20 protein-coding genes and 2 riboswitches are annotated in these 26,304 nt (G+C 64.1%); of the genes, 4 read left to right on the plus strand and 16 right to left on the minus strand.

The annotated features are described in order from the left end of the window. Nucleotides 1-47 precede the first annotated feature (47 nt). Complete coding sequence (locus tag AC4D1W_RS13330) at nucleotides 48-1,730, minus strand: ABC-F family ATP-binding cassette domain-containing protein (protein ID WP_490899064.1); 1,683 nt, start codon at nucleotides 1,728-1,730, stop codon at nucleotides 48-50. 39 nt (nucleotides 1,731-1,769) lie between these two features. Continuing rightward, nucleotides 1,770-2,003 (minus strand): hypothetical protein, encoded by a 234-nt coding sequence (locus tag AC4D1W_RS13335; RefSeq protein WP_490899065.1) that lies wholly within the window; start codon nucleotides 2,001-2,003, stop codon nucleotides 1,770-1,772. Between the two features lie 123 nt (nucleotides 2,004-2,126). Here AC4D1W_RS13335 and AC4D1W_RS13340 point away from each other — a divergent pair, with 123 nt between their 5' ends. Further along, nucleotides 2,127-3,296 carry an RtcB family protein gene (locus tag AC4D1W_RS13340; protein WP_490899066.1) on the plus strand — a complete coding sequence of 390 codons (1,170 nt, stop codon included), beginning with the start codon at nucleotides 2,127-2,129 and terminating at the stop codon, nucleotides 3,294-3,296. Here the strand turns inward: AC4D1W_RS13340 and uvrA are convergent. The 9 genes from uvrA to AC4D1W_RS13385 all read right to left on the minus strand — a co-directional run bounded on the left by uvrA (nucleotide 3,293) and on the right by AC4D1W_RS13385 (nucleotide 17,615). After that, nucleotides 3,293-5,932: an excinuclease ABC subunit UvrA gene (gene uvrA, locus AC4D1W_RS13345; protein ID WP_490899067.1), complete on the minus strand. Its 2,640-nt coding sequence runs from the start codon at nucleotides 5,930-5,932 to the stop codon at nucleotides 3,293-3,295. The genes AC4D1W_RS13340 and uvrA overlap by 4 nt on opposite strands. A 76-nt stretch (nucleotides 5,933-6,008) precedes the next feature. Next, nucleotides 6,009-6,770, minus strand: coding sequence for a methylenetetrahydrofolate reductase (locus AC4D1W_RS13350; protein ID WP_490890982.1), 762 nt, complete (start codon nucleotides 6,768-6,770; stop codon nucleotides 6,009-6,011). Continuing rightward, nucleotides 6,771-8,144, minus strand: a complete 1,374-nt coding sequence (locus AC4D1W_RS13355; RefSeq protein WP_490899068.1) for an L-serine ammonia-lyase — start codon at nucleotides 8,142-8,144, stop codon at nucleotides 6,771-6,773. Then, nucleotides 8,141-9,253 carry a glycine cleavage system aminomethyltransferase GcvT gene (gene gcvT / locus AC4D1W_RS13360; protein ID WP_490899069.1) on the minus strand — a complete coding sequence of 371 codons (1,113 nt, stop codon included), beginning with the start codon at nucleotides 9,251-9,253 and terminating at the stop codon, nucleotides 8,141-8,143. The genes AC4D1W_RS13355 and gcvT overlap by 4 nt, the downstream gene beginning before the upstream one ends. Before the next feature lie 10 nt (nucleotides 9,254-9,263). Further along, complete coding sequence (gene gcvP, locus AC4D1W_RS13365; RefSeq protein WP_490899070.1) at nucleotides 9,264-12,134, minus strand: aminomethyl-transferring glycine dehydrogenase; 2,871 nt, start codon at nucleotides 12,132-12,134, stop codon at nucleotides 9,264-9,266. Nucleotides 12,135-12,185: 51 nt separating this feature from the next. Beyond that, a riboswitch (glycine riboswitch) is annotated at nucleotides 12,186-12,289 on the minus strand. A gap of 1 nt (nucleotide 12,290) precedes the next feature. Then, nucleotides 12,291-12,392, minus strand: a riboswitch (glycine riboswitch). A gap of 78 nt (nucleotides 12,393-12,470) precedes the next feature. Beyond that, complete coding sequence (locus tag AC4D1W_RS13370) at nucleotides 12,471-13,544, minus strand: FAD-dependent oxidoreductase (RefSeq protein WP_490899071.1); 1,074 nt, start codon at nucleotides 13,542-13,544, stop codon at nucleotides 12,471-12,473. Nucleotides 13,545-13,606: 62 nt separating this feature from the next. Then, nucleotides 13,607-15,052 carry a phytoene desaturase family protein gene (locus AC4D1W_RS13375; RefSeq protein WP_490899072.1) on the minus strand — a complete coding sequence of 482 codons (1,446 nt, stop codon included), beginning with the start codon at nucleotides 15,050-15,052 and terminating at the stop codon, nucleotides 13,607-13,609. Between the two features lie 2 nt (nucleotides 15,053-15,054). Beyond that, on the minus strand, nucleotides 15,055-16,149 hold the full coding sequence (locus AC4D1W_RS13380; RefSeq protein ID WP_490899073.1) for a lipid II:glycine glycyltransferase FemX: 1,095 nt from the start codon (nucleotides 16,147-16,149) through the stop codon (nucleotides 15,055-15,057). Beyond that, nucleotides 16,146-17,615: a glycosyltransferase family 87 protein gene (locus tag AC4D1W_RS13385; RefSeq protein WP_490899074.1), complete on the minus strand. Its 1,470-nt coding sequence runs from the start codon at nucleotides 17,613-17,615 to the stop codon at nucleotides 16,146-16,148. The genes AC4D1W_RS13380 and AC4D1W_RS13385 overlap by 4 nt, the downstream gene beginning before the upstream one ends. 213 nt (nucleotides 17,616-17,828) lie before the next feature. Between AC4D1W_RS13385 and AC4D1W_RS13390 the strand changes: the two genes are divergently transcribed. Next, on the plus strand, nucleotides 17,829-18,914 hold the full coding sequence (locus tag AC4D1W_RS13390; protein WP_490890991.1) for an inositol-3-phosphate synthase: 1,086 nt from the start codon (nucleotides 17,829-17,831) through the stop codon (nucleotides 18,912-18,914). 96 nt (nucleotides 18,915-19,010) lie between these two features. Then, entirely contained in the window at nucleotides 19,011-20,012 is a 1,002-nt protein-coding gene (locus AC4D1W_RS13395) for a YeiH family protein (protein ID WP_490899075.1), read from the plus strand. A gap of 22 nt (nucleotides 20,013-20,034) precedes the next feature. Here AC4D1W_RS13395 and AC4D1W_RS13400 read toward each other — a convergent pair whose 3' ends face one another. Further along, the gene (locus AC4D1W_RS13400) at nucleotides 20,035-20,655 is read right to left on the minus strand and encodes a MerR family transcriptional regulator (protein ID WP_490899076.1); all 621 of its coding nucleotides are present in this window, start codon (nucleotides 20,653-20,655) and stop codon (nucleotides 20,035-20,037) included. A 79-nt stretch (nucleotides 20,656-20,734) separates the two neighbouring features. Here AC4D1W_RS13400 and AC4D1W_RS13405 point away from each other — a divergent pair, with 79 nt between their 5' ends. After that, nucleotides 20,735-21,229 carry a DUF2306 domain-containing protein gene (locus AC4D1W_RS13405; protein WP_490899077.1) on the plus strand — a complete coding sequence of 165 codons (495 nt, stop codon included), beginning with the start codon at nucleotides 20,735-20,737 and terminating at the stop codon, nucleotides 21,227-21,229. A 21-nt stretch (nucleotides 21,230-21,250) separates the two neighbouring features. Here the strand turns inward: AC4D1W_RS13405 and AC4D1W_RS13410 are convergent, their stop codons facing one another. Genes AC4D1W_RS13410 through AC4D1W_RS13425 form a run of 4 tightly spaced genes read right to left on the minus strand, consistent with a single transcriptional unit; the run spans nucleotide 21,251 to nucleotide 26,246 of the window. Beyond that, nucleotides 21,251-22,237: a polysaccharide deacetylase family protein gene (locus tag AC4D1W_RS13410; protein WP_490899078.1), complete on the minus strand. Its 987-nt coding sequence runs from the start codon at nucleotides 22,235-22,237 to the stop codon at nucleotides 21,251-21,253. Between the two features lie 34 nt (nucleotides 22,238-22,271). Continuing rightward, nucleotides 22,272-23,465, minus strand: coding sequence for a glycine C-acetyltransferase (locus tag AC4D1W_RS13415; RefSeq protein ID WP_490899079.1), 1,194 nt, complete (start codon nucleotides 23,463-23,465; stop codon nucleotides 22,272-22,274). Nucleotides 23,466-23,475: 10 nt separating this feature from the next. Further along, entirely contained in the window at nucleotides 23,476-24,519 is a 1,044-nt protein-coding gene (gene tdh / locus AC4D1W_RS13420; protein WP_490899080.1) for an L-threonine 3-dehydrogenase, read from the minus strand. A 35-nt stretch (nucleotides 24,520-24,554) separates the two neighbouring features. After that, nucleotides 24,555-26,246, minus strand: a complete 1,692-nt coding sequence (locus tag AC4D1W_RS13425; protein ID WP_490899081.1) for a formate--tetrahydrofolate ligase — start codon at nucleotides 26,244-26,246, stop codon at nucleotides 24,555-24,557. Nucleotides 26,247-26,304: the final 58 nt, after the last annotated feature.

The raw sequence follows: 26,304 nt of genomic DNA on the forward strand, positions 1-26,304 counted from the left end.
ATGGAACCGACAGTGAAGCTGAGAGTCAACCCCACCCCACCGGGGACTTAGCGCGCCCGCTGCACCCTGCCCTCGTCCCAGACGGGAGTCTCGGACTCGTACACCTTGCCGTCCTCGCCGAAGACCAGGAACCGGTCGAAGCCGCGTGCGAACCAGCGGTCGTGGGTCACTGCGAGTACGGTGCCCTCAAATGCGTCGATGGCGCGTTCCAATGCCTCGGCTGAATGCAGATCGAGGTTGTCCGTGGGCTCATCCAGCAGCAGCAGCGTGGCGCCGGAAAGCTCGAGCAGGAGGATCTGCAGCCGTGCCTGCTGTCCGCCGGAAAGCGAGTCATACAGCTGCTCCGACTGGCCAGCGAGCCCGTAGCGGTCCAGCACAGCGGACGCCGCTTCCCGCCCGAGACCGGACCGGTGGTCATCCCCGCGGTGCAGGATGTCGAGGAGCGTCCGGCCCAACAGATCCGGGCGGCTATGCGTCTGGGCGAAGAATCCGGGCCGGATGCGGGCACCCAACTTCACGACGCCGGTGTGCGGCACCGGATCGATGCTCACCTCGGACACGGGTTCGTGTTCCTTCTCCGGGTCCGTACCGCCGGCTGCGAGCAAGCGGAGAAAGTGGGACTTGCCGGATCCGTTGGAACCGAGCACCCCCACCCGGTCACCGAACCAGATCTCGGTGCTGAACGGCTTCATCAGTCCTGTGAGTTCGAGCTTCTGGGCAACGACGGCCCGCTTCGCTGTGCGGCCGCCCTTGAGCCGCATGTTCACGTTCTGCTCAATCGGTATCGCTTCGGGCGGTCCTGCTTCCAGGAATTTCGCCAGCCGCGTCTGGGCGGCGTGGTACCGGTTCGCCATGTCCGAGCGGAACGCCGCCTTGTTCTTGTACATGTTCACGAGCTCTTTGAGCTTGATGTGCTCCTCGTCCCAGCGGCGCCGCAGTTCCTCGAACCGCGCGTTCCGGTCGGTCCGCGCCTGCAGGTAGGTGCTGAAGCCTCCCCCGTGCACCCAGCTCGACGCACCAAGGGCGCCGGGCTCAAGCGTGACGATCCGGGTGGCCGCGTTGTCGAGAAGCTCCCGGTCGTGACTGACGAACAGCACAGACTTGCTGGATTCATTGAGCTTTGCTTCCAGCCAGCGCTTGCCGGGGACGTCGAGGTAGTTGTCGGGCTCGTCGAGGAGGAGCAGTTCGTCAGATCCCGAAAACAGCGCTTCCAGCACCAGCCGCTTCTGCTCGCCTCCGGACAACGACGACGCCGCGCGGTACTGGGCGCGGTCATAGGGCACGCCGAGCGCCGCCATCGTCACTTCGTCCCAGGTGGTTTCCAGCTCGTACCCGCCGACGTCTCCCCAGTCGGCAATGGCTTGTGCATACCGCATCTGGGTGGGTTCGTCGTCGTGCTCCATCATGGCCAGCTCGGCGTCATCGATGCGCTTCGCGGCTGCGGCGAGCGCCGGCGGAGCGGCGGAGACGAGGAGATCACGAACGGTGGTGTCGTCACGGACCTGGCCGACGAACTGGCGCATGATGCCCATGCTGCCGGACCGGGTGACGGCTCCCTCGTCCGCGGTGATGTCACCGGCGACAATGCGCAGGAGGGTGGTCTTTCCGGTTCCGTTGGGCCCGATCAGCGCGGTCTTGTGGCCCTCACCGACTTTGAAGGTGACGCCGTTGAGCAATTGACGGCCGTCGGAGAGGAAGTAGTCAATGTTGGATACGTCAAGATGTGCCACCGCTCAAGTCTTTCACGGTTGAAGACAGTAACCGTGCCGCTACTCCATACCTCGATAGGCTCGCTCCCGTAAATCCTCCCGCTGCTGGTTCGTTAGGATGAGCCACTCCGCCGTCGTGAGTTTCAGCAGGTGCAGCAGGCGCCGATCCTCAGCCGATAGCAGCGTCCCGGCGGGGATGCCACGTGGTCGTTCCTGTGTGTCGAGCCGGACCGCCACTACCACCAGAGTCAGGACCGCCGCCATCACGACGGCGGCGATGATTTCCACGCCCATCAATCCTCCTGCACACGGTTGCCTCGCCGGCCGCTGCCGGGAAGGAATGCTTGATGATTGCCTCCCCGCCTTGGGGAAAAGTTGGTTGATGCGCCCGTATCTGTGCAGGAGGATGAGACGACCATGGAAAAGGTCAGCCCCACCTACATAAACTTCGCGAGCATTCTGGATCCCAGGACGCGCGAGCAGAATCTGAAGACCGCGTCTATGCCGTTCATTTATCCACATCTCGCGAGCATGCCTGACGCCCACCTGGGCAAGGGGGCTGCGGTCGGTTCCGTCATCCCCACCCTGGGCGCCATCATCCCGGCGGCGGTGGGCGTGGATATTGGCTGCGGGATGATCGCCGTGCGCACCCAGCACAGGGCCGGTGACCTGCAGAGGCTGGACCGCAAGACTCTTCGCCAGTCGATCGAGCGGGCGATTCCCCTCTCGGCCGGGCACAGCAACAAGAAAATCCTCGAGTCGGCGGAGCCACGCGTCGAGCGGCTGGCACGGGATGCTGACAACGCAGGGTTTGATCCGTCGTCGTACTCGAAACACTGGGCGCTGCAACTGGGATCACTCGGATCCGGCAACCACTTCATCGAGGTGAGCCTCGACGAGAACGACGACGTGTGGCTCTTCCTCCACAGCGGATCACGCGGTGTGGGGAACCGGATCGCGCAGCATCACATCCGTGTGGCTCTGGATCTGTGCGACAAACGCCGCATCGCCCTTCCGGACAACGACCTCGCCTACCTCAACGAAGGTGATGACGAGTTCGAGAAATACATCCGCGAGCTGCGATGGGCTCAGGACTTCGCCCTGCTCAACCGGGAGGAGATGATGGACCGCGTGATCGGGTGCTTCGCCCGGTGGACGGGCGACGAGGTGCAGGAACTGGAACGCATCAACTGTCACCACAACTACACAGCCCAGGAAACCCACTTCGGCAAACAGGTCTGGCTCAGCCGCAAGGGTGCGATCGACGCCTCCCCCGGCCGGCCGGGGCTCATCCCGGGGTCAATGGGGACGGCGTCCTACGTGGTCGAGGGGTTGGGCTACCCGCCGTCGCTGAACTCCGCTCCGCACGGTGCGGGCCGGGAGTACAGCAGAACCGCCGCGCGGCGCACCTTCACCCGCGACGAACTGAGGCGGGCAATGCGCGGCATCGAGTACCGCGACACCGACGCCTTCATCGATGAAATCCCGGCAGCCTACAAGGACATCGACGTCGTGATGGAAGACGCCCGCGACCTGGTCCGCATCCGGCACACGCTGCGCCAGATCGTAAACGTCAAGGGCGACTAGCTTGAAGCCTCGGCGAGGGAGGCTTGAGGTCCAAGCCGGCGAGCAGCGGCGAGGTAGGGCGCCGTCCGGCTCTCGTTGGAGCGCGCAACTTCGGCAGGGGTGCCTACGGCGATGATCTGTCCGCCGCCGTCGCCACCGGCGGGACCCAGATCGATCACCCAGTCAGCGGAGGCCACGACATCCATCTTGTGTTCAACCACGATCACTGTGTTGCCGGCATCGACCAACCCGTGCAGCTGCGCCATTAGAAGCTTGACGTCGGCCGGGTGTAGCCCCGTCGTCGGCTCATCCAGCACGTACAGGGTATGGCCACGGTGGGCGCGCTGCATTTCGGTGGCCAGCTTGATGCGCTGGGCCTCGCCTCCGGAGAGTTCGGTGGCGGGCTGGCCGAGCCGGAGGTAGCCAAGGCCCACTTCCAGCAACGTTTGGAGGCTGCGCGCTGCTGCAGGTACGTCGGAGAGGAACTCTGCGGCAACGCTCACCGTCATTCCCAAAACGTCAGCGACATTCCGTCCGCGGTACTCAACTTCAAGAGTTTCGGGGTTGAACCGCGAACCATGACACTCAGGGCAGGGCCCATAACTGCCGGGCAAAAACAGCAGTTCCACCGCTACGAAGCCTTCCCCCTGGCAGGTCTCGCAGCGGCCGCCTGCCACATTGAAGGAGAACCGTCCGGCGCCGAAGCCCCGCGACCGGGCTTCGTCTGTGGCGGCGAACGCCTTGCGGACGGCGTCGAAGAGTCCGGTGTAGGTTGCGAGGTTGGAGCGCGGAGTTCGGCCGATCGGCTTCTGGTCGACTTTCACCAGCCGGTCAAGCTGGTTCAGCCCGGGAAAGGACCCCACGCTCAGTGCTCCGGCCTGGGAGGCGGCGGTGCCATCCTGGATTTCCGGGATCGGCTCTTCCGGCGCCTCGCTCCTAGGGTGCAGCCGTTCACTGACGACCTCGGCAAGAACCTGGCTGACCAGAGTTGATTTGCCTGAGCCGGATACGCCGGTGACTGCCGTCAGCACACCCAGAGGGAAGTCCACATCGAGCCTGCGCAGGTTATGCCGGCTGATATCCCTTATTTCGAGCCAACCGGCGGCTTCCCTGCCGGAATCGCCACGGGCATCTTTGCTGCCATCATCCTCGATGTTTGAATTGCCGCTGTCCGGCCCGCCGGAATGCTCTGGAAACAGGAAAGGCCTCGTAACCGAAGCGGCAACCTCGCGGAGGCCGTCCACCGGTCCGCTGTAGAGCACCTCTCCTCCACCCTCACCGGCGCGCGGTCCCACGTCCACTATCCAGTCCGCGCGATGCACCACGTCCATGTTGTGTTCCACGACGAACACCGAATTGCCGGACACCCTGAGTTGGTCCAGCACTGCGAGGAGAGGTTCGGCGTCGGCTGGGTGTAGCCCAGCCGAGGGTTCGTCGAGCACGTAAATCACACCGAACAGCCCGGACCGAAGTTGAGTGGCAATCCGGAGTCGCTGCAGTTCACCCGGGGACAGCGTGGGTGTGGATCGCCCGAGGGCGAGGTAACCCAGCCCCAGGTCCAGGAGCACGGTGATCCGAAGCAGTAGATCCCTGGTCAGGGCGACGGCCACCTCATCATTCTCGCCTGAAGTCCGCCCGCGCGAGGCGGTCCCGGGTGACGTGAGTTCTGCGGTGGGCCGGATGATTTCGGCCAGATCGTTCAACGGTAGGGCGTTGAATTCGGCGATGGTCTTACCGGCGAACGTCACGGCGATGGCTTCGGGCCTCAGCCCGCTGCCACCGCAGCGTGAGCATGGGCCAGTATGCATGAACTGCAACACCCGGTTACGCATGGCGGTACTTTTTGAGTCGGCCAGGGTGTGCAGAACGTAGCTCCGGGCGCTCCAGAACCGTCCCTTGTACGGCTTGGCAACGCGGTCGCGCTGGGGCGTTACTTCCACCACGGGCTGCTCTTCGGTGAAAAGAATCCAGTCCCGGTCCTTCTTCGGCAGCTTCTGCCAGGGAGTTTCGACGTCGTAGCCGAGGTGCGTGAGGATGTCACGCAGGTTCTTGCCCTGCCAGGCGCCCGGCCATGCGGCGATGGCTCCATCGCGGATGCTGAGGGAGGGATCCGGTACCAGGGAGTCCTCACTGACGGTGTGCGCTATGCCCAGGCCATGGCACTCCCGGCAGGCGCCTGCCGCGGTGTTCGGGGAAAAGGCATCCGAATCAAGTTGCTCGGCGCCCTCCGGGTAACTGCCGGCGCGGGAAAAGAGCATACGCACGGAGTTCGACAGGGTGGTGACCGTGCCGACAGTGGAGCGGCTGCTCTGCGCGCCGCGTCGCTGTTGAAGGGCTACGGCTGGAGGCAGACCGGTAATCTGTTCCACTTTGGGGTTGTGCCCCTGCTGAATGAGCCGGCGGGCGTACGGTGCCACCGATTCGAAATAGCGTCGCTGGGCTTCGGCATAGATGGTCCCGAAGGCCAGCGAGGATTTGCCCGAGCCGGATACTCCGGTGAACGCCACGATCGCATCACGCGGGACGTCCACATCCACGTTGCGCAGGTTGTTTTCACGAGCGCCCCGAACACGCACAAAGCCATCAGTAAGATGAGAGGGGTCAGGCGCCGGCAGGATGTGCTCCGGGAGATCGGAAGCATGCTGTTGATGTTGCATTACTCCGACCCTATCGCCGGACAGGATTTCGGCCACCATTCCGAGAAGGAGTGCGACTCGGTCTGAGCCGCAACAGTTAGCGGCCCTCGATCCCTCGGAAGTCGTTGAAGCTGTAGATATGCATCCCGGCGAATGCGTTGGTTTTCTCTATGGAGCGCACCAACCGCGAAGGATCGTACGACGACGGCGCCAGCATCGTGCGCAGCAGCGTACCGCTGCGCCTGGCGAACTTGAGCGATGGGCCCACGCCGATGCGTCCGGCGAGCGAGACGAGGCGGGTGCGCCGGACCCTCCCGGGGACACCGGCCCACACGGGCACCGTCAAGCCGTGGGACCTCAGCCGGGTGACGTAGTCGCCAAGCACCTGCCCGGAGAAGCACATCTGCGTGACTGCCCAACCACCGAGTTGCTGCTTCTTCAGCAGCAGCTCTGTGAGCTCGGGTTCAGGAACGGTGGGATGGCCTTCGGGGTAGGCGGCGAAGCCCGTCTCAAACCCGCCGATGTCGGCAATATCCTCCATGAGCGGCAGGCTCCAGGCGTACGGCCCTTCTGCCTCGCGGGCATCCCCGGCGATCACGAAAATATCGCGCACGCCGGCATCGGCGAGACGCGAAGTGAATTCCGCGAGTTGCTGCCTGGAGCCAATCGATCGTGCGGCCAGATGCGGGATCGCGCGGTACCCGAGCCCGGCAAGCTCAACCGAGACCTCCACCGTCTTCGCCGCACCGTGGTGCGGAAGGCACGTCACGGCTACCGTGGCCGGCGGGGCAAGATGGCGTTGCAGCCGGACGACGACGTCGCCGCCCGGCACGATCTCAACCCGGCTCGGGAAGCCCACTCAGCATTCCACGACGTTCAAGGCAAGCCCGCCCCGGGCCGTTTCCTTGTACTTGTCCATCATGTCCGCGCCGGTCTCGCGCATCGTCTTGATCGCGGCGTCGAGCGAGACGAAGTGCTGCCCGTCGCCGCGGACGGCCATCCGGGCGGCCGTGATCGCTTTGATGGCTCCCACCGCATTGCGCTCGATGCACGGAATCTGGACCAGACCGCCGACGGGGTCGCAGGTCAAACCCAGATTGTGTTCAATGCCGATCTCCGCGGCGTTCTCCACCTGTTCAGGAGTACCGCCCAGCACCTCGGCCAGCCCGGCGGCCGCCATTGCGCAGGCTGAGCCCACTTCGCCCTGGCAGCCTACTTCGGCTCCGGAGATCGATGCATTCTTCTTGAACAGGGCACCGACGGCAGTGGCGGCAAGCAGGAAACGGATGACGCCGTCGTCGTCGGCTCCTGGAACAAAGTCCGTGTAGTACTTCAGGACGGCCGGGATGATGCCGGCCGCACCGTTGGTGGGAGCCGTAACCACCCGGCCACCGGCTGCGTTCTCCTCGTTCACCGCGAGCGCGAACAGCGTCACCCATTCCATGGTGCTCAGGTGGTCGTCGGGGTCTGCTTCCTTGCGGAGCAGTTCGAGCTGCCGGGCAGCGCGGCGACGGACATGCAGTCCGCCGGGAAGGATGCCGCTGTTGGTGGATCCGCGCCGAATGGTGTCCTGCATGACGTCCCAGATTTCGAGGAGGCCGGTGCGAACCTCCTCCTCAGACCGGACTGCCAGTTCATTCGCAAGCACTATCTCCGAGAAGGACTTTCCGGTGCCGGCCGCAATCCCGAGCAGCTGCTCGCCCGACTCGAACGCATAGGGAACAGCGACGGCGGGGCCACCGGAGAGGTCCGCGCCGATCTGGTCCTGATCCAGCACGAATCCGCCGCCCACCGAGTAGTACTCCCGCGCACAGACGAGTATTCCATCAGCGTTATATGTCGAGAAGCGCATACCATTCGTATGGTAATCGAGCCTCTGTTTGCGGTGCAGGATCAGGTCCTCCGTGACATCGAAGGCGACCTCGTGCGTCCCAGCCAGTCGGAGGACCTTGGACTCACCGATCTCCTCGACGCGCGGTTCGGCGCGTTCCGGATCGGTGAGGTGCGGCTGCTCACCCTCGAGACCGAGGATCACGGCCTTGACGGTACCGTGCCCATGACCGGTCACGCCGAGCGAACCGAACAACTCCGCCTCGACGCGGCTCACCTGTTCGAGCAGACCCTGCTCGGCCAATATCCGGGTGAACAGGTACGCGGCTGTCATCGGTCCGCCTGTGTGCGAACTCGACGGACCTATTCCGATCTTGAACAGGTCGAAGGCGCTGATTGTCATGATCGGCCCGGACGCTTGTAGAACGGCAGTCCGACCACGGTGAACCCCTCAGGACGACCCCGCAGATCCACCTGAAGTTCGGTGCCGGGTTCGCTCAGCTCCGTCTCGACGTACGCGAGCGCAACCGGGTACCCGAGGGTTGGGCTTGGGAGGCCGGACGTGACGGTACCGACGGTCCGTCCGTCCCGGACGACGTCGTAACCGGCGCGGGCTGATCGCCGTCCCGCACCGCGCAAGCCGACAAGCTTCCGGGCAGGGGCTTCCCCCTTGAGCGGCTCAAGCGCCGAGCGGCCCACGAAGTCCCCGGTCTTTTTCAGGCTCACCACACCCCCCAGACCGGCTTCGAAGGGATTGGTGTCCAGGCCAAGCTCGTGTCCGTAGAGCGGCATACCCGCTTCGAGGCGTAGCGAATCCCTGGAGGCCAGGCCGCACGGCGCCAGGCCGTGTTCTGCACCGGCCTCGGTTGCGGCCTTCCACAGCTGCACGGCCTGGCCGTTCTCGATGAAGAGTTCGAAACCGTCCTCTCCGGTGTAGCCCGTGCGGGCCAGGAGAACGGACTGCCCGGCGAGGTCCACGTGGACAGCCGAGTAGTACTTCAGCGAGGTGATGGCCCCCCGGCCCGTGCCACCGCTCATCCCCAGCAGGATCGCCTCGGCGTTCGGTCCCTGGACCGCAATGAGCGCCGTGTCCTGGGACTGGTCCTCGACCTTTACAGTGAAGTTCCCGGCACGCCGCTGAAGTTCAGCGGCGACGGTGTCGGAATTCGAGGCGTTGGGAACCACAAGGAAACGGTCCCCGGCGAGGCGGTAGATGATGAGGTCATCGATCACTCCACCGTCTTCGTTGCAGATGAGGGAGTACTTCGCCTTGCCTACCGCCGTTGATGCGAGGTCGCTCACGAGCGCGTAGTTGAGGAAGTCCGCTGCCTGCGGTCCGCTGACCGTCACCTCCCCCATGTGGGATAGGTCGAAAATACCGGCCGCCCGGCGGACGGTGTGGTGCTCCTCCAGCTCGCTGCGGTACTTCAGGGGCATCTGCCACCCGCCGAAGTCGGTGAAGGCGGCGCCGAGTTCCTGGTGCTGCGCATAGAGCGCTGTCTGCTTTGTCATGGCGGCTTCCTTAGGCGTTGACATCGGCTGTGGTGTCCTCGACGGATGCCGCGCTTTCCTCGAAGGCTTCAAGGGGAGGGCACGAACACACAAGATTCCGGTCTCCGTGCGCGCCGTCGATCCGGCGAACCGGCGGGAAATACTTGTCGTGGCGCAGCGTGCGCAGCGGGAAAGCCGCCAGTTCGCGGGAGTAGGCGAAGGACCACTCGTCGCTGATGAGTGCCTGGGCGGTGTGAGGAGCCTGGCGGAGCGGGCTATCCTCGAGTTGCCACTCACCGGAGCCGACACGGTCGATCTCGCTCTTGATGGCGATCATCGCGTCCACGAAACGGTCCAGTTCCCCGAGATCCTCCGACTCAGTGGGCTCAACCATCAGCGTGCCCGCAACCGGGAAGCTCAGGGTGGGAGCGTGGAAGCCGTAGTCGATGAGGCGCTTGGCGACGTCCTCAGCGGTAACCCCGGTCTTGGCCGTCAGTGCGCGAAGGTCGAGGATGCATTCGTGGGCGACGAGTCCGTTCTCGCCCGAGTAGAGCACCGGGAAGTGCTCGTTCAAGCGGGCGGCCACGTAATTGGCGGCCAGCAGCGCGGACTTGGTTGCCGCCGTCAGGCCCTCACTGCCCATCAGGGCGATGTACGCCCAGGAAATCGGCAGCACACCTGCTGAACCGAAGCGGGAGGCGGAAATGGGGACGCCAGTATGGATGTCGCTCTTCGACACGTCATTCGCGTCTCCTGGCAGGAACGGCACGAGGTGCTGCGCCACCGCAACCGGGCCAACGCCTGGCCCGCCGCCGCCGTGCGGGATGCAGAAGGTCTTGTGAAGGTTCAGGTGGGAGACGTCGCCGCCGAACTCACCCGGCTTGGCGAGCCCAACGAGGGCATTGAGGTTGGCGCCGTCGATATAGACCTGGCCACCGGCCGCATGTACCTGGTCGCAGACCCAGCGCACATCTTCCTCGAAGACGCCGTGCGTGGATGGGTAGGTGATCATGATCGCGGACAGCGAGTCCCTGTTCGCCTCAATTTTGGCCTGCAGGTCGTCGTGGTCGATGTAACCGTTCTCGGCGGTCTTCACAACCACCACTTTCATGCCGGCGAGCACGGCCGACGCGGCATTGGTGCCGTGCGCTGAAGACGGGATGAGGCACATTTTGCGCGCCTCATCGCCGCGTGACAGGTGGTAGTTCCGGATTGCCAGGAGCCCGGCGAGTTCACCCTGCGACCCTGCGTTGGGCTGGATCGAAACCTTGGCATAGCCGGTGATTTCAGCGAGGCGGTCTTCAAGGTCGCCGATCAACTGGCGCCACCCCTCGGTCTGATGGTCAGGAGCAAACGGGTGGATGGTTGCAAACTCCGGCCAGGAGATCGGCTCCATCTCAACGGTGGCATTGAGTTTCATGGTGCAGGAGCCCAGCGGGATCATCGTGCGGTCCAACGCCAGGTCGCGGTCGGACAGGCTGCGCAGGTAACGCATCATCTGGGTCTCGGAGCGGTGCAGCGAGAAGACGGGGTGGGTCATGTACGACGACGAACGCTGCAGTTCGGCGGGTATCGTCGTCTCAACATCCGCTTCGTCCGGAAGGCCGGCGCCAAAAACCTCTGCGATCGTCTCAAGATGAGCGTCCGTGGTGGTTTCGTCGCAGGAAATGCCTACGTGATCCTCGTCGACCAGGCGCAGGTTGATGCCGCACTCTTCGGCCTTGCTGACGAGGTCCGCGGCCGCGCCGTCCGCCTTCACGAGGAGAGTGTCGAAGAACTGGCCGTGGACGGTTCCGGGAAGAGCCGCGGCGAGCTTCGCGGCCTTGCCGTGGACGCGTTCAGCGATAGCCCTCAGTCCGTCCGGCCCGTGGTACACGCCGTACATGCTGGCCACGATCGCGAGTAGCGCCTGCGCGGTGCAGATATTCGACGTCGCCTTCTCACGGCGGATGTGCTGCTCACGGGTCTGCAGCGCAAGCCGGTAGGCGGGAGCGCCGTCTGAATCCTTTGACACACCGACCAGGCGGCCGGGAAGCATCCGCTCCAGCCCCTTGCGGACGGCCATGTACGCGGCGTGAGGTCCACCGAAGAACAGCGGCACACCGAAACGCTGGACGGAGCCGACGGCGATATCCGCGCCCTGCTCACCGGGCGGGGTGATCAGGGTCAGCGCCAGCAGGTCGGCCGCGACCGTGACCAGCGCGCCGGCGTCGTGCGCTTTGGCGATGAGGTCGGTGGAGTTGCGCAGGACGCCGGACGTGCCGGGCTGCTGGAGGACGACGCCGTTGATGTCGCCGTCGGGCAAACCGTTGGAAAGGTCAGCAATCTCGATGTCGAAACCGAGCGCTTCGGCGCGGCCCGTGACGACGGCGATGGTCTGGGGCAGGCAGTCGGCGTCCAGGACGGTGCGGCCCTTGTTCTTGCCGGAGCGTCGCATCAGCAGGACCGCTTCGGCCACGGCGGAAGCTTCGTCGAGCAGGGACGCGTTGGCAATCGGCAGTGCGGTGAGATCCTGGACCATCGTCTGGAAGTTCAGCAGTGCTTCCAGCCGGCCCTGGGAGATCTCCGGCTGGTACGGCGTGTAGGCGGTGTACCAGCCGGGAGATTCGAGGACGTTGCGGCGGATCACCGGGGGCGTAACGGTGTCGTAGTAGCCCTGACCGATCATCTGGACGGCGGCCTTGTTCTTCGCCGCGATGCTGCGCAGTTCTGCGAGAACCTCCGACTCGCTCAGCGCAGACGGAAGGTCGAGACCTTCTTCAATGCGGATGCTCTCCGGCACCGCTACGTCGACGAGCTTGTCCAGGCTTGGGTATCCGAGGACCTTGAGCATCCGCTCCGCGTCATTCGAGCGCGGACCGATGTGGCGGTCGGAGAAGGTTGATTCCGTCTGGTGGGTCATGGGAACTCCGTAGATCGGGCCCGCTCGGGGTGTGCGGACGATTATCGGGTTCCTCCCCACTCTGTATTGGACCTGAGAGATTTTGCGGACGAGACGCTCGCATTGCACCGTCGGTGAGCACAACCACGCTGTGGTTGTACTGCTTTCCAGAGTTGCCTTTCCGCTGCGGTGCTGGGCCTGAGAGATTCCTGGGGAGGGTTTGCTCCTACGGCGCCTGCCGGACGTGAGTCAACGGCAGAACTCTCCCGCTGCGGGTCATTGGCTGGTTATGGCTATTCAATTGTGTGATCGTGAGCAATCTTACTCTTCGGCAACGCACGCCGGAAATGGTTGACGTCAGCCCGCGAGTTCTTCCTGCTGATCCACGATTCTGAGCTGCCTCACTGCCTGAATCGCTGCCGCCCGTCCGGCCCTGGTGGCTCCGAGGGTTGATGCTGATGCGCCATAGCCCACCAGCAGCACGCGATCATCCTTCAGGACCTTCACGCCGTCCATCCGGATGCCGCCCCCCGGCTCCCGCAGCTTCAGCGGTTTCAGGTGGTCGAGTGCGGCACGGAACCCGGTGGCCCACAGGATGGCGTCGGCTGCGACCGTCCTGCCGTCGGCGAGCTCTATGCCGGTTTGTGTGATCCTCCTGAGCGGCCCCTCCGACCGGAGGATGCCTGCGTCAATGCCCGCCCTGTATTGGGGTGTCAGCGGAAGTCCGGTCACCGACACAACGCTCGACGGCGGAAGCCCGGCCTTGGTGCGCTCGTGCACCCTGCGCTCGACGTCGCGGCCCCACTCGGAGTCGAACGTCCGGTCGGTGAAGAGAGGTGGGCGGCGGGTCACCCAGGTGGTTCTCGCGCCGGCTTCGTGGAGCTGGAGAAGGAACTGGACGGCCGAAGTTCCCGCACCGACCACCACAACGCTCCTGTCGCGGAACTCCTCCGCGCTGACGAAGTCGTGGGTATGCAGCTGCCGGCCGCGGAACTGTTCCCGGCCTGGATAGTAGGGCCAGTACGGGCGGTCCCACGTGCCCGTGGCGTTGATGAGGAGGCGGGTCTCCCATGTTCCTGCGTCAGTGTGGACGGTGAGCGTTCCCGATGTTTCCTCGGTGACCTTTTCGACCCTGACTGGGCGGCGAACTCTGAGCTCGAACTCCCGCTCGTAGGAGCCGTAGTAGCGGGCAACAACGGACGAGGACGGCTCGGTCGGGTCAGGTGTGCCCAGTTCCATGGCGGGCAGATCATGAATGTTGTGCGCTGCGCCGAAGGTCAGTGAGTCCCAGCGGTGCCGCCACGCGCCACCGGGGCCCCCGTTCGCGTCGAGGACCAGGAAGTCACGTTCCGGTCGGAGACCCTGCCGCTGCAGGTGGTACGCCGCGGAAAGCCCGGCCTGCCCCGCACCAATGACTATTACTTGCAGCACCCGCGCATCTCCTTGCTTCCGTTCCTCGTGATGGAACGCGATTCGCGGTTCTGATGTTCCTTCTAGGAGGCCGGAGACAGATCCGGTACCGACAGACCGAACACATCCTTCAACGCCAGCTTCGCAGCGTGATACCCGCCCATGCCGTGAACGCCCGGCCCCGGCGGAGTGGACGCCGAGCACAGGTACAGACCCTTCGCAGGCATCCGCCACGGGTTCGGCCCGAACGTGGGACGCGCCAGCAATTGCGGGATGGTGACAGCACCGCCGCCGAAGTCTCCCCCCACGTAGTTGGCGTTGTACTGTTCCAGATCGGCCGCCGTCATTGTGTGTGAACGTACGACGACGTCACGGAAGCCGGGCGCGAAACGCTCGATCTGCCGCACTATGGCCTCGGTCATATCTTTCGTGGATCCGTTGGGTACATGACAGTACGTCCAGAGGATGTGCCGTCCGTGCGGGGCACGGGAGGAATCGAACAGTGAAGGCTGCGAGATCAGGACGTAGGGCTTGTCCGGATGCTGTCCCGCCGCCACTTCGGCTTCGGAAGCCGCTACTTCCGCCCGTGTACCACCCGCGTGGACAGTGCCCGCGGTCCGTACTTCCTCGTTCACCCAGGGCACCGGCCCTGAGAGGATGAAGTCGACCTTGCAGGCGCCGCCGCCGTACCGGAAACCCTCCAGCGCCGAAAGGTATCCCGGAGGCAGACGATGGCCCGCAAGGCTTCCGACAGCGCTAGGGGAAACGTCGAGCAGGACTGCACGGGCGTCGTCGAACTCGGCGATCGACTCGATCCGGCGAGCAGTGTGGATCACTCCTCCGTGCGCCCGGATGTCCTCCGCCATGGCATTTGCCAGTGCCTGCGACCCTCCCAGTGGAATGGGCCATCCCACCGCGTGGGCCAACGCACCAAGGGTAAGTCCGGCACCGGCAGCAGCGAGGGTCGGCAATGGAGATACCGCGTGCGCGGCAACGCCGGTGAACAACGCTGCCGCCTCTTCCGTTGAAAAGCGCAGGTTCCACAGCGGCGAACCCTGCTCCAGGGTCCCCAGACCCAGCCGGGCCGCAGCCACAGGGCGGCGAGGGATACGAAGGAATTGGTTCAGCCCGGTGTCCACCACACCGTCAATATGTTGCACGAGCGGACGCATCAGTCGTCGCCAGGCTTGTCCGTCCTTGCCGAGACTCATAGCCGTGCGCCCGAGGTCCCGGTAGGCAAGGCCGGCCCGCCCGTCGTCGAGCGGGTTCGCATAGGACAGCTCAGGCACCGCGAACGGGACCCGCTCGGAGAGGCCGAACTCCCGGAAGAACGGCGAGGCCAACGCCATCGGGTGAACTGCAGAGCAGGTGTCATGGAGATGGTCCGGTTCGAGCAGCTCCATGGTGCGCGATCCGCCGCCGACAGTCTTCCCGGCCTCGAAAACCTCGACGCTCAGTCCTGCACGTGCCATCACGACGCCGGCCGCCAGCCCGTTGGGCCCGGCACCGACAATCGCGACGTCGGCCATGACTAGTTCCTGACCTCGGTGCGACCGGCCCGCAGCTTCGACAACCGCGCCGCCGCCCCCATCAGCAGCGCACGGCCCTTCGCCGGTGCCGTCCTGCGGAACGACAGCAATCCGGCCACTACCCGATACTTTCCGGGGTTCAGCGGGATGTCGTACGTGGTTGGGATGTCCACGACGTTCTTCGAGAAGTTCCGTTTGAACGTTGTCACGTTGACCAGTTGCGGGTAGTTCTCGCTGACGATCCCGGTGAGACCGCAGGCTGTGTTTCCCGCAGCCTTGAGCTGTTTGAACGCTTCCCACAGCAGCAGGTAGGGGGCGAAGGTCTTACGGGCATCGAGTGTGCTGCCCGCGAAGTAGTAAACCGAATACCCGCGGTACTCCGTGGTGATAAGCCAGCTCACCGCCCGGTTGTCCACGTAAGCCACCATGAGCCGGAGGTAGTCCCCCAGCTCCGAGAGGAGTTTTTCGTAGTAGTCGGTGCTGAAGCTTGAGAAGCCATCGCGTTCGGCTGTTTCCTGCAGGATGGGATAAAGGTCCTGACGGAAAACATCAACCCAATCGGCCCGTTCGATGGCTCGGACCTCTACGCCTGAGCGTTCCGCACGCCGGATGCTGTTGCGGGCGTTCGGCCGGAAGGACTTGAAGATGGCGTCCTCGCTGGGCGTCAGGTCCACGACGATCTCGCGCTCATACCAGCCATGCTCAATCGGACCATCAGCCGGAGGCTGGGGAGTCCTGACCTGCATACGGACGTAGAGCGGATCCGCGCCCGGGTCTTCGGCGAATTGCTCCTGAACCGTCCGCATCAGGCGAAGTTCAGCGGCAGGTGAACGGTCGGCGAACCAGACGGGCCCATTGATTGCTACCAGCGATTCACGGAACTTTCGCCGCACCCGCAGGAGGCTCATCAACACAACGGGCGCGCCGCCGTCGTCGTAGTAGGCCCACAGGCCATAGGGCTCCCGGCCCAGGCTCCGCTCGAAAAGTGCCCACTGCGGCGTCTGCTCGAGGGGGATGATGACGTCGGGATGAGCCGACGCCAAGGCCTCGAAAGCTTTAGGCGTAAGGCGCTCGCTGCGGAAGACGGATTCTGTCACTGGGAGTCTTTCGGTGCGGGGATTTTCGGGCCCGGACGGGGCTCGCTCAAGCCTACCGGAGCGTAAGCCTTTCGATCAGGAGCGCCGTTGAAAGGACCGCCCGCAGGGTCATCGATGTCCAGACGCCGTACCGGATCATATGCCGGTTCAAGTACATGTTGTGCGACCCGGTAGAGGAGATAACCCGTGACTAACAGTCGAACAACGGTTGCGGCCACATAGTAGACGGCGTCGATGTTGTTCTCAACCACGCCCGCTGAAACCTCCCGGGCGACGAACATCCAGTACGCCCACCAGTGAAGGACTTCTACGAGCTGCCAGGTGAGAAATATTCTCCAATCGACATATGAAAGCGCCAGGAACGGCAGCAGCCACAGACTGAATTCCGGCCGGTAGTCCGGAACAACGAGCACCAGCGCCCCAATCAGGAGAAACACCACCTGCGGAAGCCTCGGCCGTCGAGGTGCCCGCAACACCAGCAGAACGATGAGCGCCGTCAGTATCCCGAAGCCGGTTAGCGCCGCAATCCCCGTTGCGTTGGGTGTGAGGCTCGGCAGGCCCGCCTGCTGTGCGATGAGATTGTAACCGGCCCAGAGCGACGATGAAACCTCGAGGCGCGCCGGATCGTACTCCCACGGAAGGGCCATTCCCCGTCCCGGACCGAACGGAAGAACGGTGAGAACCCACACCGCGGCCAATGAACTACCCGTCATGAGCGCGGCGCGAAAACGGCCGGTGCGCAGGGCCAGCAGAATCACGGCACCGAAGACCAGGAGCACATGGATGCTGAACCATGCGCCTAGCCCCAGCAGGACACCGGACACCACATAGCGCTGGTGCGCGAATCCCCATACGGCGAAGACACTGAGCAGAACGGACAGCAGGGCCCAGCTTGAGGTCACGGTCAGGACGGCGATCGGCGCCATAGCAACGATTGCCGCATCCCAGGGCCGCCGGCTGGCCAGCCGCATCGTCGCGACAACCGTTCCGATCCAGGCAGCTGCGATCAACACGGCGTTGACATCGAAATACTGCACCACGGACTGCGTCTGGATTATCCCGGCTTCCGACGTCGGCACCAGGAACGCAACCAGGCCCGCGAACACTCCAACCAGCACCGGACCGTCAAAAGTGGAACCCTCCGCAAAGGGGAAAAGTCCGCTTCCAAGGCCCTGGAACTGGAACGCTTCCGTCCAGTCGGAATAGCAGGCCCGATAGAACTGGACGGGCCGCACCCACCCGTCAACCCGGCAGGGAGCCTTGATCAGCACCGCGAGAACGGCAGCCGCCGTCGTCATGAGAATCAGAACCCGCTCCACGGTGAAAACCGCCGGGCGGACAATCCCTGGGGCAGCATGTCGGCCCAGCGGGCCTCCCACGACCTCAGTCAGATGCCTCAGCAAAGAGTCCTTGCGGGTGGGCACGGAGATGCTCGCGGGGCGGCGCGGGCTCTCTTCGTGCTCCATGTGTCGAAGCCTAGCGAAAGGGCACGACGGCGGTACCCCTCCTCTGCTGATGCGTCCGGGAATCGAACTTTCAGGGGAGTACAAGGAATGTGTGGGCAATAATGTGTGTTCCCATTAAGAAGTAGACTGTGTGAGCTGTGGATTTGGCCGTGGACATAAGGCGAACAGAGACCTCAGTCCGAGCGGTTACAAAAGCGCGTAAAGAGGAGAACAGTGGGAACTAACCCCATTCGGGTAGCAATTGTCGGTGTCGGAAACTGTGCCGCGTCGCTGGTACAGGGCGTTCAGTACTACAAGGATGCGGACGCAACGGCGACCATCCCCGGCCTGATGCACGTGCAATTCGGCAAGTACCACGTCAATGACGTGCAGTTTGTTACGGCGTTCGACGTTGACGGCAAGAAGGTCGGCTTGGACCTTGCAGAGGCCATCGGCGCCAGCGAGAACAACACCATCAAGATCGCCGACGTTCCGGTCACCGGCGTAAAGGTCCAGCGCGGCCACACCCTCGACGGCCTGGGCAAGTACTACCGCGAAACCATCGTCGAGTCGGACGCTGAGCCGGTTGACGTCGTGGCAGAGCTCAAGGCCTCACAGGTCGACGTCATGGTCTGCTACCTGCCCGTCGGTTCCGAAGCCGCTGCCAAGTTCTACGCCCAGTGCGCAATCGACGCCGGAGTCGCATTCGTCAACGCCCTTCCCGTCTTCATTGCGGGCACCAAGGAGTGGGCTGACAAGTTCACCGCGGCCGGCGTCCCGATCGTGGGGGATGACATCAAGAGCCAGATCGGCGCAACCATTACGCACCGCGTCATGGCCAAGCTGTTCGAAGACCGCGGCGTCACGCTGGACCGCACCTACCAGCTGAACGTGGGCGGCAACATGGACTTCAAGAACATGCTTGAGCGGGATCGCCTTGAGTCCAAGAAAATCTCCAAGACCCAGGCTGTTACGTCCAACGTTGAGGCTGAAATGCACGCCGACGACGTCCACATCGGCCCCTCGGACTACGTCGCCTGGCTCGATGACCGCAAGTGGGCGTTTGTCCGCCTCGAAGGCCGCAACTTCGGCGATGCCCCCGTCTCTCTTGAGTACAAGCTCGAGGTGTGGGACTCCCCGAACTCGGCCGGCGTAATCATCGACGCCATCCGTGCCGCAAAGATCGCCTCGGACCGCGGCATCGGCGGTCCGATCCTCTCGGCATCGAGCTACTTTATGAAGTCGCCGCCGGAGCAGTACAACGACGACATCGCCCGCGACAAGGTCGAGGCCTTCATCCGCGGTGACATTGAGCGCTAGACACGTTCATTTTCACGAAACGCCCCTGGCTCTGCCGGGGGCGTTTCGTTTCTGGCGGACACGCCGGCTGCCGCTGGTCCCTCCTACCGCCCGGCCATGACGGAACGACCCTTCGGCCGAATCCTGCCGATCCTTCCCGGGCTGGGCGTTTGCCTCGCCGCTGCGACGCTGGCCTGGCTCGTGAGCCGCGTGCTCCCGGGAGCGAGTCCGCTGCTGATAGCTATCCTGCTGGGAGCGGTATGGGGAAACCTGTGGCCGATCCCCACCCGCTTTTTCGGAGGTATCGCGGTCTCCTCCAGAAACCTGTTGCGGGCCGGGATCGTACTGCTCGGTCTCCAGCTCTCACTGTCGGCAGTCCTCGAACTGGGGCCCGGTGTACTGCTGATTGTCCTGCTGTCGGTTGGCCTTACCTTCGCTGCGACGCTCTGGCTCGGCAAGCTCCTGGGCGTCAGCCTTGCGCAGCGCCTCCTCATAGCGTCCGGGTTCTCGATCTGTGGCGCCGCGGCGGTGGCCGCGATGGAGAGCGCAGCCGGAGCCAAGAAAACTGAAGTTGCCACAGCCATCGGACTGGTGGTGCTCTTCGGAACCCTGATGATTCCGGCCGTCCCCTTCTTCGGTGAGCTCCTGGGACTTCCCGAGGGGACACTGGGGATATGGATCGGGGCTTCGACTCACGAGGTAGCACAGGTCGTTGCGGCGGGTGAAGCGGTGGGCGGGTCCGCGCTTGCCGTGGCTGTCACGGTCAAGCTCGCCAGAGTTCTCACCCTGGCCCCCATCACCGCGGGCATTGTGATGCATATGCGCCGCACCCGGCCGAGGGCCGGCGGGAAGATGCCGCCGGTGGTCCCCCTCTTCATTGTGGGGTTCGTAGGAGCGATGCTCGTGCGTACCTCGAACCTGCTGCCTCAGGACATTCTGGAACTGGCACAGGTCCTACAGACACTGCTGCTCTCAGCAGCGATGTTCGCGCTCGGGCTCGGCGTCCAACTGAGAAGCCTGTTGAGGGTAGGCAGGCGCCCGATTCTGCTCGGTCTGCTCTCCACGCTGGTCATTCTCGCGGTATCCCTGGTCGGTACGATGGTCCTGCCGCTGTCCTGAGGAACCGAACGGCCCACCGAACCTACTCCTCGTCCGCATCACGTAGGCGCCGGATACTCTGTGACGCCTGCGCAAGCGCCACCAGGCTCAGGAGCAGCTTGCTATAGGCGCGGACGCCCACTGCCACGGCCAGCACCGCCCGGTCCCGCGAGTGAGCGTCGAACACGGTGCCCAGATCCTGCCGGGCCACCAGATCGGCCGCACGCGCATACCCGAGGACGACGTCGGCACTCACCGAAAGGCCCATCGCCTCCATATCCTCCAGAGTCCTGTTGAGCAGCGCACGTGCATCGGAGGAAGTATCCGGCCAATCCTGGGCTTCCATTAGTTCGGCCACAAGCGGGTGATCCGGTACGTTCTGCTCCGAGGCCCCGAGCACCATCGCCTGGGTCCTGCCGAGCAGCTCCAGCCGGGAGACGCCACGATCCTCAACCAGCCCTATCAGGGTGCGAATCTGGTCAATGCGTAGCCCCACAACGGAGCGCAGCCCCGCAATCAGCTCGAGGCGTTCGACGTGTCTGGCACCGTACTCTGCTCGCGTGGGGTGGATCTCATCACCGCGCTGAAGGATGCCCTCGCGCAGGTAGAACTTGATGCTGGCCGCGCTTATCCCCGTTGCCGCGCTCAGTTCCTTCAGCTGCATCGGGAACTCCTCATCGGATAGTAGAACAGCGGCAACTATCCTGATGTACACCATGGGATAGTAGGCCTATCTTATAGACATGGACTGGAGCCCGCTCTTAGCCGCCCACGTAATCGCCGCACTGTACGTGCTTGTGCTGGGACCCCTCAATATCTTCCGACGCCGCCGTGATCGGGCTCATCGGATCATTGGCTATACGTGGGTGGGCGCCATGTACTTCGTCTGCGTCAGCAGCTTCTGGATTGTCACCGACGGACACTACAGCTGGCTGCACGGCCTCTCAGCCTTCACGATCATCACCGTGACGCTCGGCCTCGTGTCCGCCATCCGGCGCAACATCACAGCGCACCGGGCGAACATGATCGGCAGCTACATCGGCATCTCGATAGCGTTCGTGTTCGCCGCCACCGCACCCGGGCGGGCAATACCAAGACTGTTGGCTGACGACCCGGCTACCGCCGTCGTCGTTACTGTGCCGGTGCTGCTGACAGCAGCCGGTCTGTACCTTGCGGTCAGACCGGCACCGCGAAAGGTGCCGACCAGAACCATCCGGACAACCAGGACTCCGGTCTAACCCCTAGCGTTGCTACCAGCGTCACACGGGCAACTCCAGCGGAATGAAGCTGGTCTCGAGTAGTGGCACGGCTGCAGCGAGGCCCTGGCCGGTGGCGGCGGCGGGCTGGTTCCCGTGGGCGATGATGATGTCACCGTTTTGCGCCCGTGTGATCTCCTGGGTCACGATGTGTGCCGGGTAAGTTGCGCCGGCATCGCCGTTGATGCTGAAGCCGGTCGGCGTCTGACCGAGGGCAAGGCAGATCTGGGACGCCAGCTCGTCGAGGTGCGCCGTGCCGGACCGGAAGAAGCGTGGCGGTTTCCCTGTGAGCTCCGCGATCATGTCCGTGTTAACCATGATCTCGTCATACACCTCTCCCGGCCCGGTTGTGCCCGGTATGCCGTACGCGCTTTGCCCCATCACGCTCAACGGCAGATGTTGAGTCCCGTGGTTGGCGATCTCGAAGAGCGGGTCTTCTGCCAGTTCCTTCGCAAGTCCCCGGTTACTGGCGATCCACCGGGAATTGAGGAACAGGGTCGCGGGCATCCTGTGCTCACGCAGGAGGTCCAGGATTGTATGGTCAGTCTGACTCCCACCTGGCCCGCCGCAATAGTCAAGGGTCAGTACGGTGCCGCCGGCAGTAGCAGGCAGTTGGCTGACAACACCGGGAACGTCCAGTCCCCAGTGTTGTGGGACGTGCCCGGTGAACCTATCGATGATTTCGTCCCGGGTAGGCAGCACCGGCGGCTGGAAGGACGGCGAACCGGTCGGGGCGGGCTCCGACGTAGGCGACGGCGTTCCTGAAGGCCGCGGGCTGGGAACCGGCCTCTCGGCCGGCCTTGTTTGCGGCGTCGCCGCCGCGCACCCGGTCAGGGTTATCCCCAGGCCCGCCAGAATGAGTGCCCTGCGGCCGGCATCGAATTGCACGCGTCCCCCTACGACGTACGTACGTCCCCACGCCGGACCTACGTCGCCCAGTGTAGACGGCAACGCACCCGTAGCGGCCATCCGGGCGTCCAGGGCCGCCATGTGTCGACGGAGTGAGCAGCCGCCGCGGGTAGGGTTACGCCACAGAATCGCGGGCCGTGACGAAAGCCCCCACACACGCCTCGATGTCCTCTGCACTGTGCGCTGCCGACAGCTGTACACGGATCCGCGCGGCGCCTTTGGGAACCACGGGGTAGCTGAAGGCAATCACGTAAACGCCGTGCTCCAGCATGCTGTCAGCCACCCGGGCAGCCAGGGCGGCGTCACCGAACATCACCGGGATGATCGGGTGCTCTCCCTTCAGCAGGTCGAATCCTTCCTCGGTCATGCGGCGCCGGAAGAGGGAGGCATTCTCAGCCAGCCGGGCACGGAGCTCAGCGCTGTTCTGAACAAGGTCCAGCGCCGTGAGGGTCGCCGCGACAATCGACGGCGCGAGGGAATTCGAAAACAGGTAGGGGCGCGCACGCTGCCGCAACAGCTCCACAATCTCCCGCCGCCCCGACACATAGCCGCCCGATGCACCACCCAGCGCCTTGCCGAACGTTCCCGTGTAGATGTCAACGCGGTCGGAAACCCCGGCGTGCTCAGGCGTTCCGGCGCCTGTCGCTCCCATGAATCCCACGGCATGAGAATCATCCACCATCACCATGGCGTCATACCGTTCGGCGAGGTCGCAGATCTCCTTCAGGGGAGCGAGATAGCCGTCCATCGAGAAGACGCCGTCAGTGACAACCAAACGCCGGCGAGCGCCGGAGGCTTCCTGCAGCCTGGCCTCAAGATCCGCCATGTCCCGGTTCGTGTAGCGGAACCGCTGCGCCTTGCTGAGCCGGATGCCGTCAATGATCGAGGCGTGATTCAGCGCGTCGGAGATAACGGCATCGTCGGCGTTCAGCAGTGATTCGAACACTCCACCGTTTGCGTCGAAGCACGAGGAGAAAAGGATGGTGTCCTCAGTTCCCAGGAACTGCGACACACGCTGTTCGAGCTGCAGGTGGAGGTCCTGGGTTCCGCAGATGAACCGGACGGACGCCATTCCGAAACCGCGATCGTCCAGTGCCCCCTTCGCCGCGTCGATGATCGAGGGGTGGTCCGCGAGGCCTAGATAGTTGTTGGCGCAGAAGTTCAGGACCTGCGCTCCCTCCGCGTTTCCCAGCGCCGCACGAATGGTGTTGGACTGCGGCGACGAGATGGTCCGTTCGCGCTTGTACAGGCCGTCGTCCCGGATTTCCTGCAATTCGGACTGAAGCTGATCCCTCACCGATACAAACATTTCAACTCCTCTAGATCGCCGACCAGTCGAGCACTACCTTGCCGCTGCGCCCGTTGCGCGCAATGGTGAAACCTTCCTGCCAGTCCGACGCCGGCAGCACGTCGGTCACCACACTCGCCACAGCGTCACGCAACCGGTGATTGGACTGCAGCATGGCGCTCATGGCGTACCACGTCTCGAACATTTCGCGCCCGTACACGCCCTTCAGGGTGAGCATGTGCGTCACGACCTTCCCCCAGTCGATCGTGATGTCCTGGGACGGCAGGCCGAGCATCGCAATCCGGCCGCCGTGATTCATGTTGTCGATCATTTCGGGCAGCGCGGTGGGATATCCGGACATCTCAAGTCCAATGTCGAAGCCTTCCACCATGTGCAGTTCGCGCTGCGCCTCCGTGATCCTCATCCTGCTCACGTCAACGGCGAGATCCACTCCGATGGCACGGGCAAGGTCCAGCCGAGGTTCGGAAACGTCCGTGATGGCGATGTTCCGCGCACCGGCGTGACGGGCGACGGCGATCGCCATCAGCCCGATCGGGCCTGCTCCGGTGATGAGCACGTCCTCGCCCACAAGCGGGAAACTCAGTGCCGTGTGAACGGCGTTTCCGAACGGATCGAACACTGCTCCAAGCTCCGGAGTCACACCGTCATGGTGCACCCACACGTTGGTCTCGGGAACCACAATGAACTCAGCGAAGGCCCCGTCGCGCTGAACACCGACGCTGACGGTCCGGATGCACATCTGGCGGCGCCCGGCACGGCAGTTGCGGCAGATGCCGCACACAATGTGACCCTCGCCGGAGACCCGGTCTCCCACCCGGACGTCATGCACGCCGTCACCGAGCTCAACCACCTCGCCGTAGAACTCGTGCCCGGGAATCAGCGGTGCCTCGATGATGCTCGCCGCCCAGGCATCCCATGACTCAATGTGCAGGTCCGTCCCGCAGATGCCGGTTGTGATTACGCGGATCTTCACGTCGCCGAGCCCCACGGTGGGCTCGGGCCGGTCCACGAACTCGAATCCGGCCATGGCTCCGGGTTTATAGAGCGCCTTCACTCAGGTGTCCTCTCGTTGGAATCGCCGGACGGTGCTCAGAAAAGTCCTACGGCGCCGCCGTCGTCGTCCACGTCCATGCGCAGGGCTCCCGGCTCCTTGGGCAGGCCGGGCATAGTCATGACGGCGCCCGTCAGGGCGACTATGAAGCCTGCCCCGGTCTTTGGAATCAGGTCGCGCACATGGAGGGTGAAGCCCTCGGGCGCACCGAGCCTGGTGGCGTCGTCGGAGAACGAGTACTGCGTCTTCGCCATGCACACCGGCAGCTGATCCCACCCGTTCGCCTCGATTTCCGTCAGCCGGCGCAGGGCAGCCGGAGAGAAGTCGACGTCGGAAGCTCCGTAGATCTCCTGAGCGACCATCCGGATCTTTTCCTCCACCGGCAGCTCCAAGGGGTACAGGTGCCGGAAAGAACGGGGTGCCTCAAGCGCGGCCATGACTTTCGCAGCAAGCTCGTCACCGCCCGGTCCGCCGCCGCCCTCACCCCAGATATCCGCGACGGCGGCGCTGATGCCTTTGGAGGCGCACCACTGCAGCAGCCAGGCGAGTTCTTCATCCGTGTCTGTGGCGAACTTGTTGATCGCCACCACGGGCGTGATTCCGAACTTCTTCACGTTCTCCACGTGCCGCTGGAGATTCACGACGCCGCGTTCCACCGCCGACACATCCGGCTGCCGTAAACCCTCTTTCCCCACTCCGCCGTGCATTTTGAGCGCGCGGATGGTGGCAACCAGTACGACGGCGTCAGGCGCCACCTCCGCTGCCCTCGCCTTGATGTCCATGAACTTCTCGGCGCCAAGGTCCGCACCGAAACCGGCCTCGGTCACCACGATGTCAGCGAGGCTCTGCGCTGTCCTTGTGGCAATGACCGAGTTACAGCCGTGAGCGATGTTGGCGAACGGACCACCGTGCACCAGGGCGGGCGTGCCGGCGATGGTCTGCACCAGGTTAGGCTTGACCGCATCTTTCAACAGAAGCGTGAGCGCTCCCTCGACCCCGAGATCCGCAACGGTGACGGGCTTCCGGTCGTAGGTGTAGCCGACGGTCATTGCGGCAAGCCGCCGCCTGAGATCAGCGAGATCGGTTGCAAGGCAGAAGACGGCCATCACTTCCGAGGCGACCGTGATGTCGAACCCGTCCTGGCGTGGAATGCCCTGGGTCAGTCCGCCCAGACCGATCACTACTTCCCGCAGCGCCCGATCGTTTACGTCGAGCACACGCCGGAACGTAATCCTGCGTGGATCGAGGTTGAGGGGATTGCCCTGATACATGGAGTTGTCCACCAGGGCCATCAACGTGTTGTTCGCACTCGTGATTGCGTGGAAGTCACCGGTGAAGTGGAGGTTGATGTCCTCCATCGGCAGCACCTGCGAGTAGCCGCCCCCCGTGGCACCGCCCTTCATGCCCATTACCGGGCCCAGGGAGGGTTCGCGCAGTGCAACCATCACCTTCTGACCGGCGCGGGCCAGCGAATCCGACAGCCCCACCGTGCAGGTGGATTTGCCCTCGCCGGCAGGCGTGGGGCTCATGGCGCTTACCAGCACCACCTTTCCGGGCTTCTTGCCCGGGACGTGAGGCAGCCGCGCAGTATCGATCTTTGCCTTGTACCGCCCGTACAGTTCCAGCGCCTCGGGTGGGATTCCCGCAGCGGCCGCGATCTCCCCGATGGGACGGATGCGGGCTGCTCGAGCGATGTCGAGGTCGGACACAGGGGCGTGGATAGACGTCATCGTCTGAATCCCTCCGGGGTGCTGGCTGGACTACGGTGGCTCGGGTGTGAGCTCAGGT

The sequence above is a fragment of the Arthrobacter sp. TJ-170 genome (genome assembly GCF_058269305.1).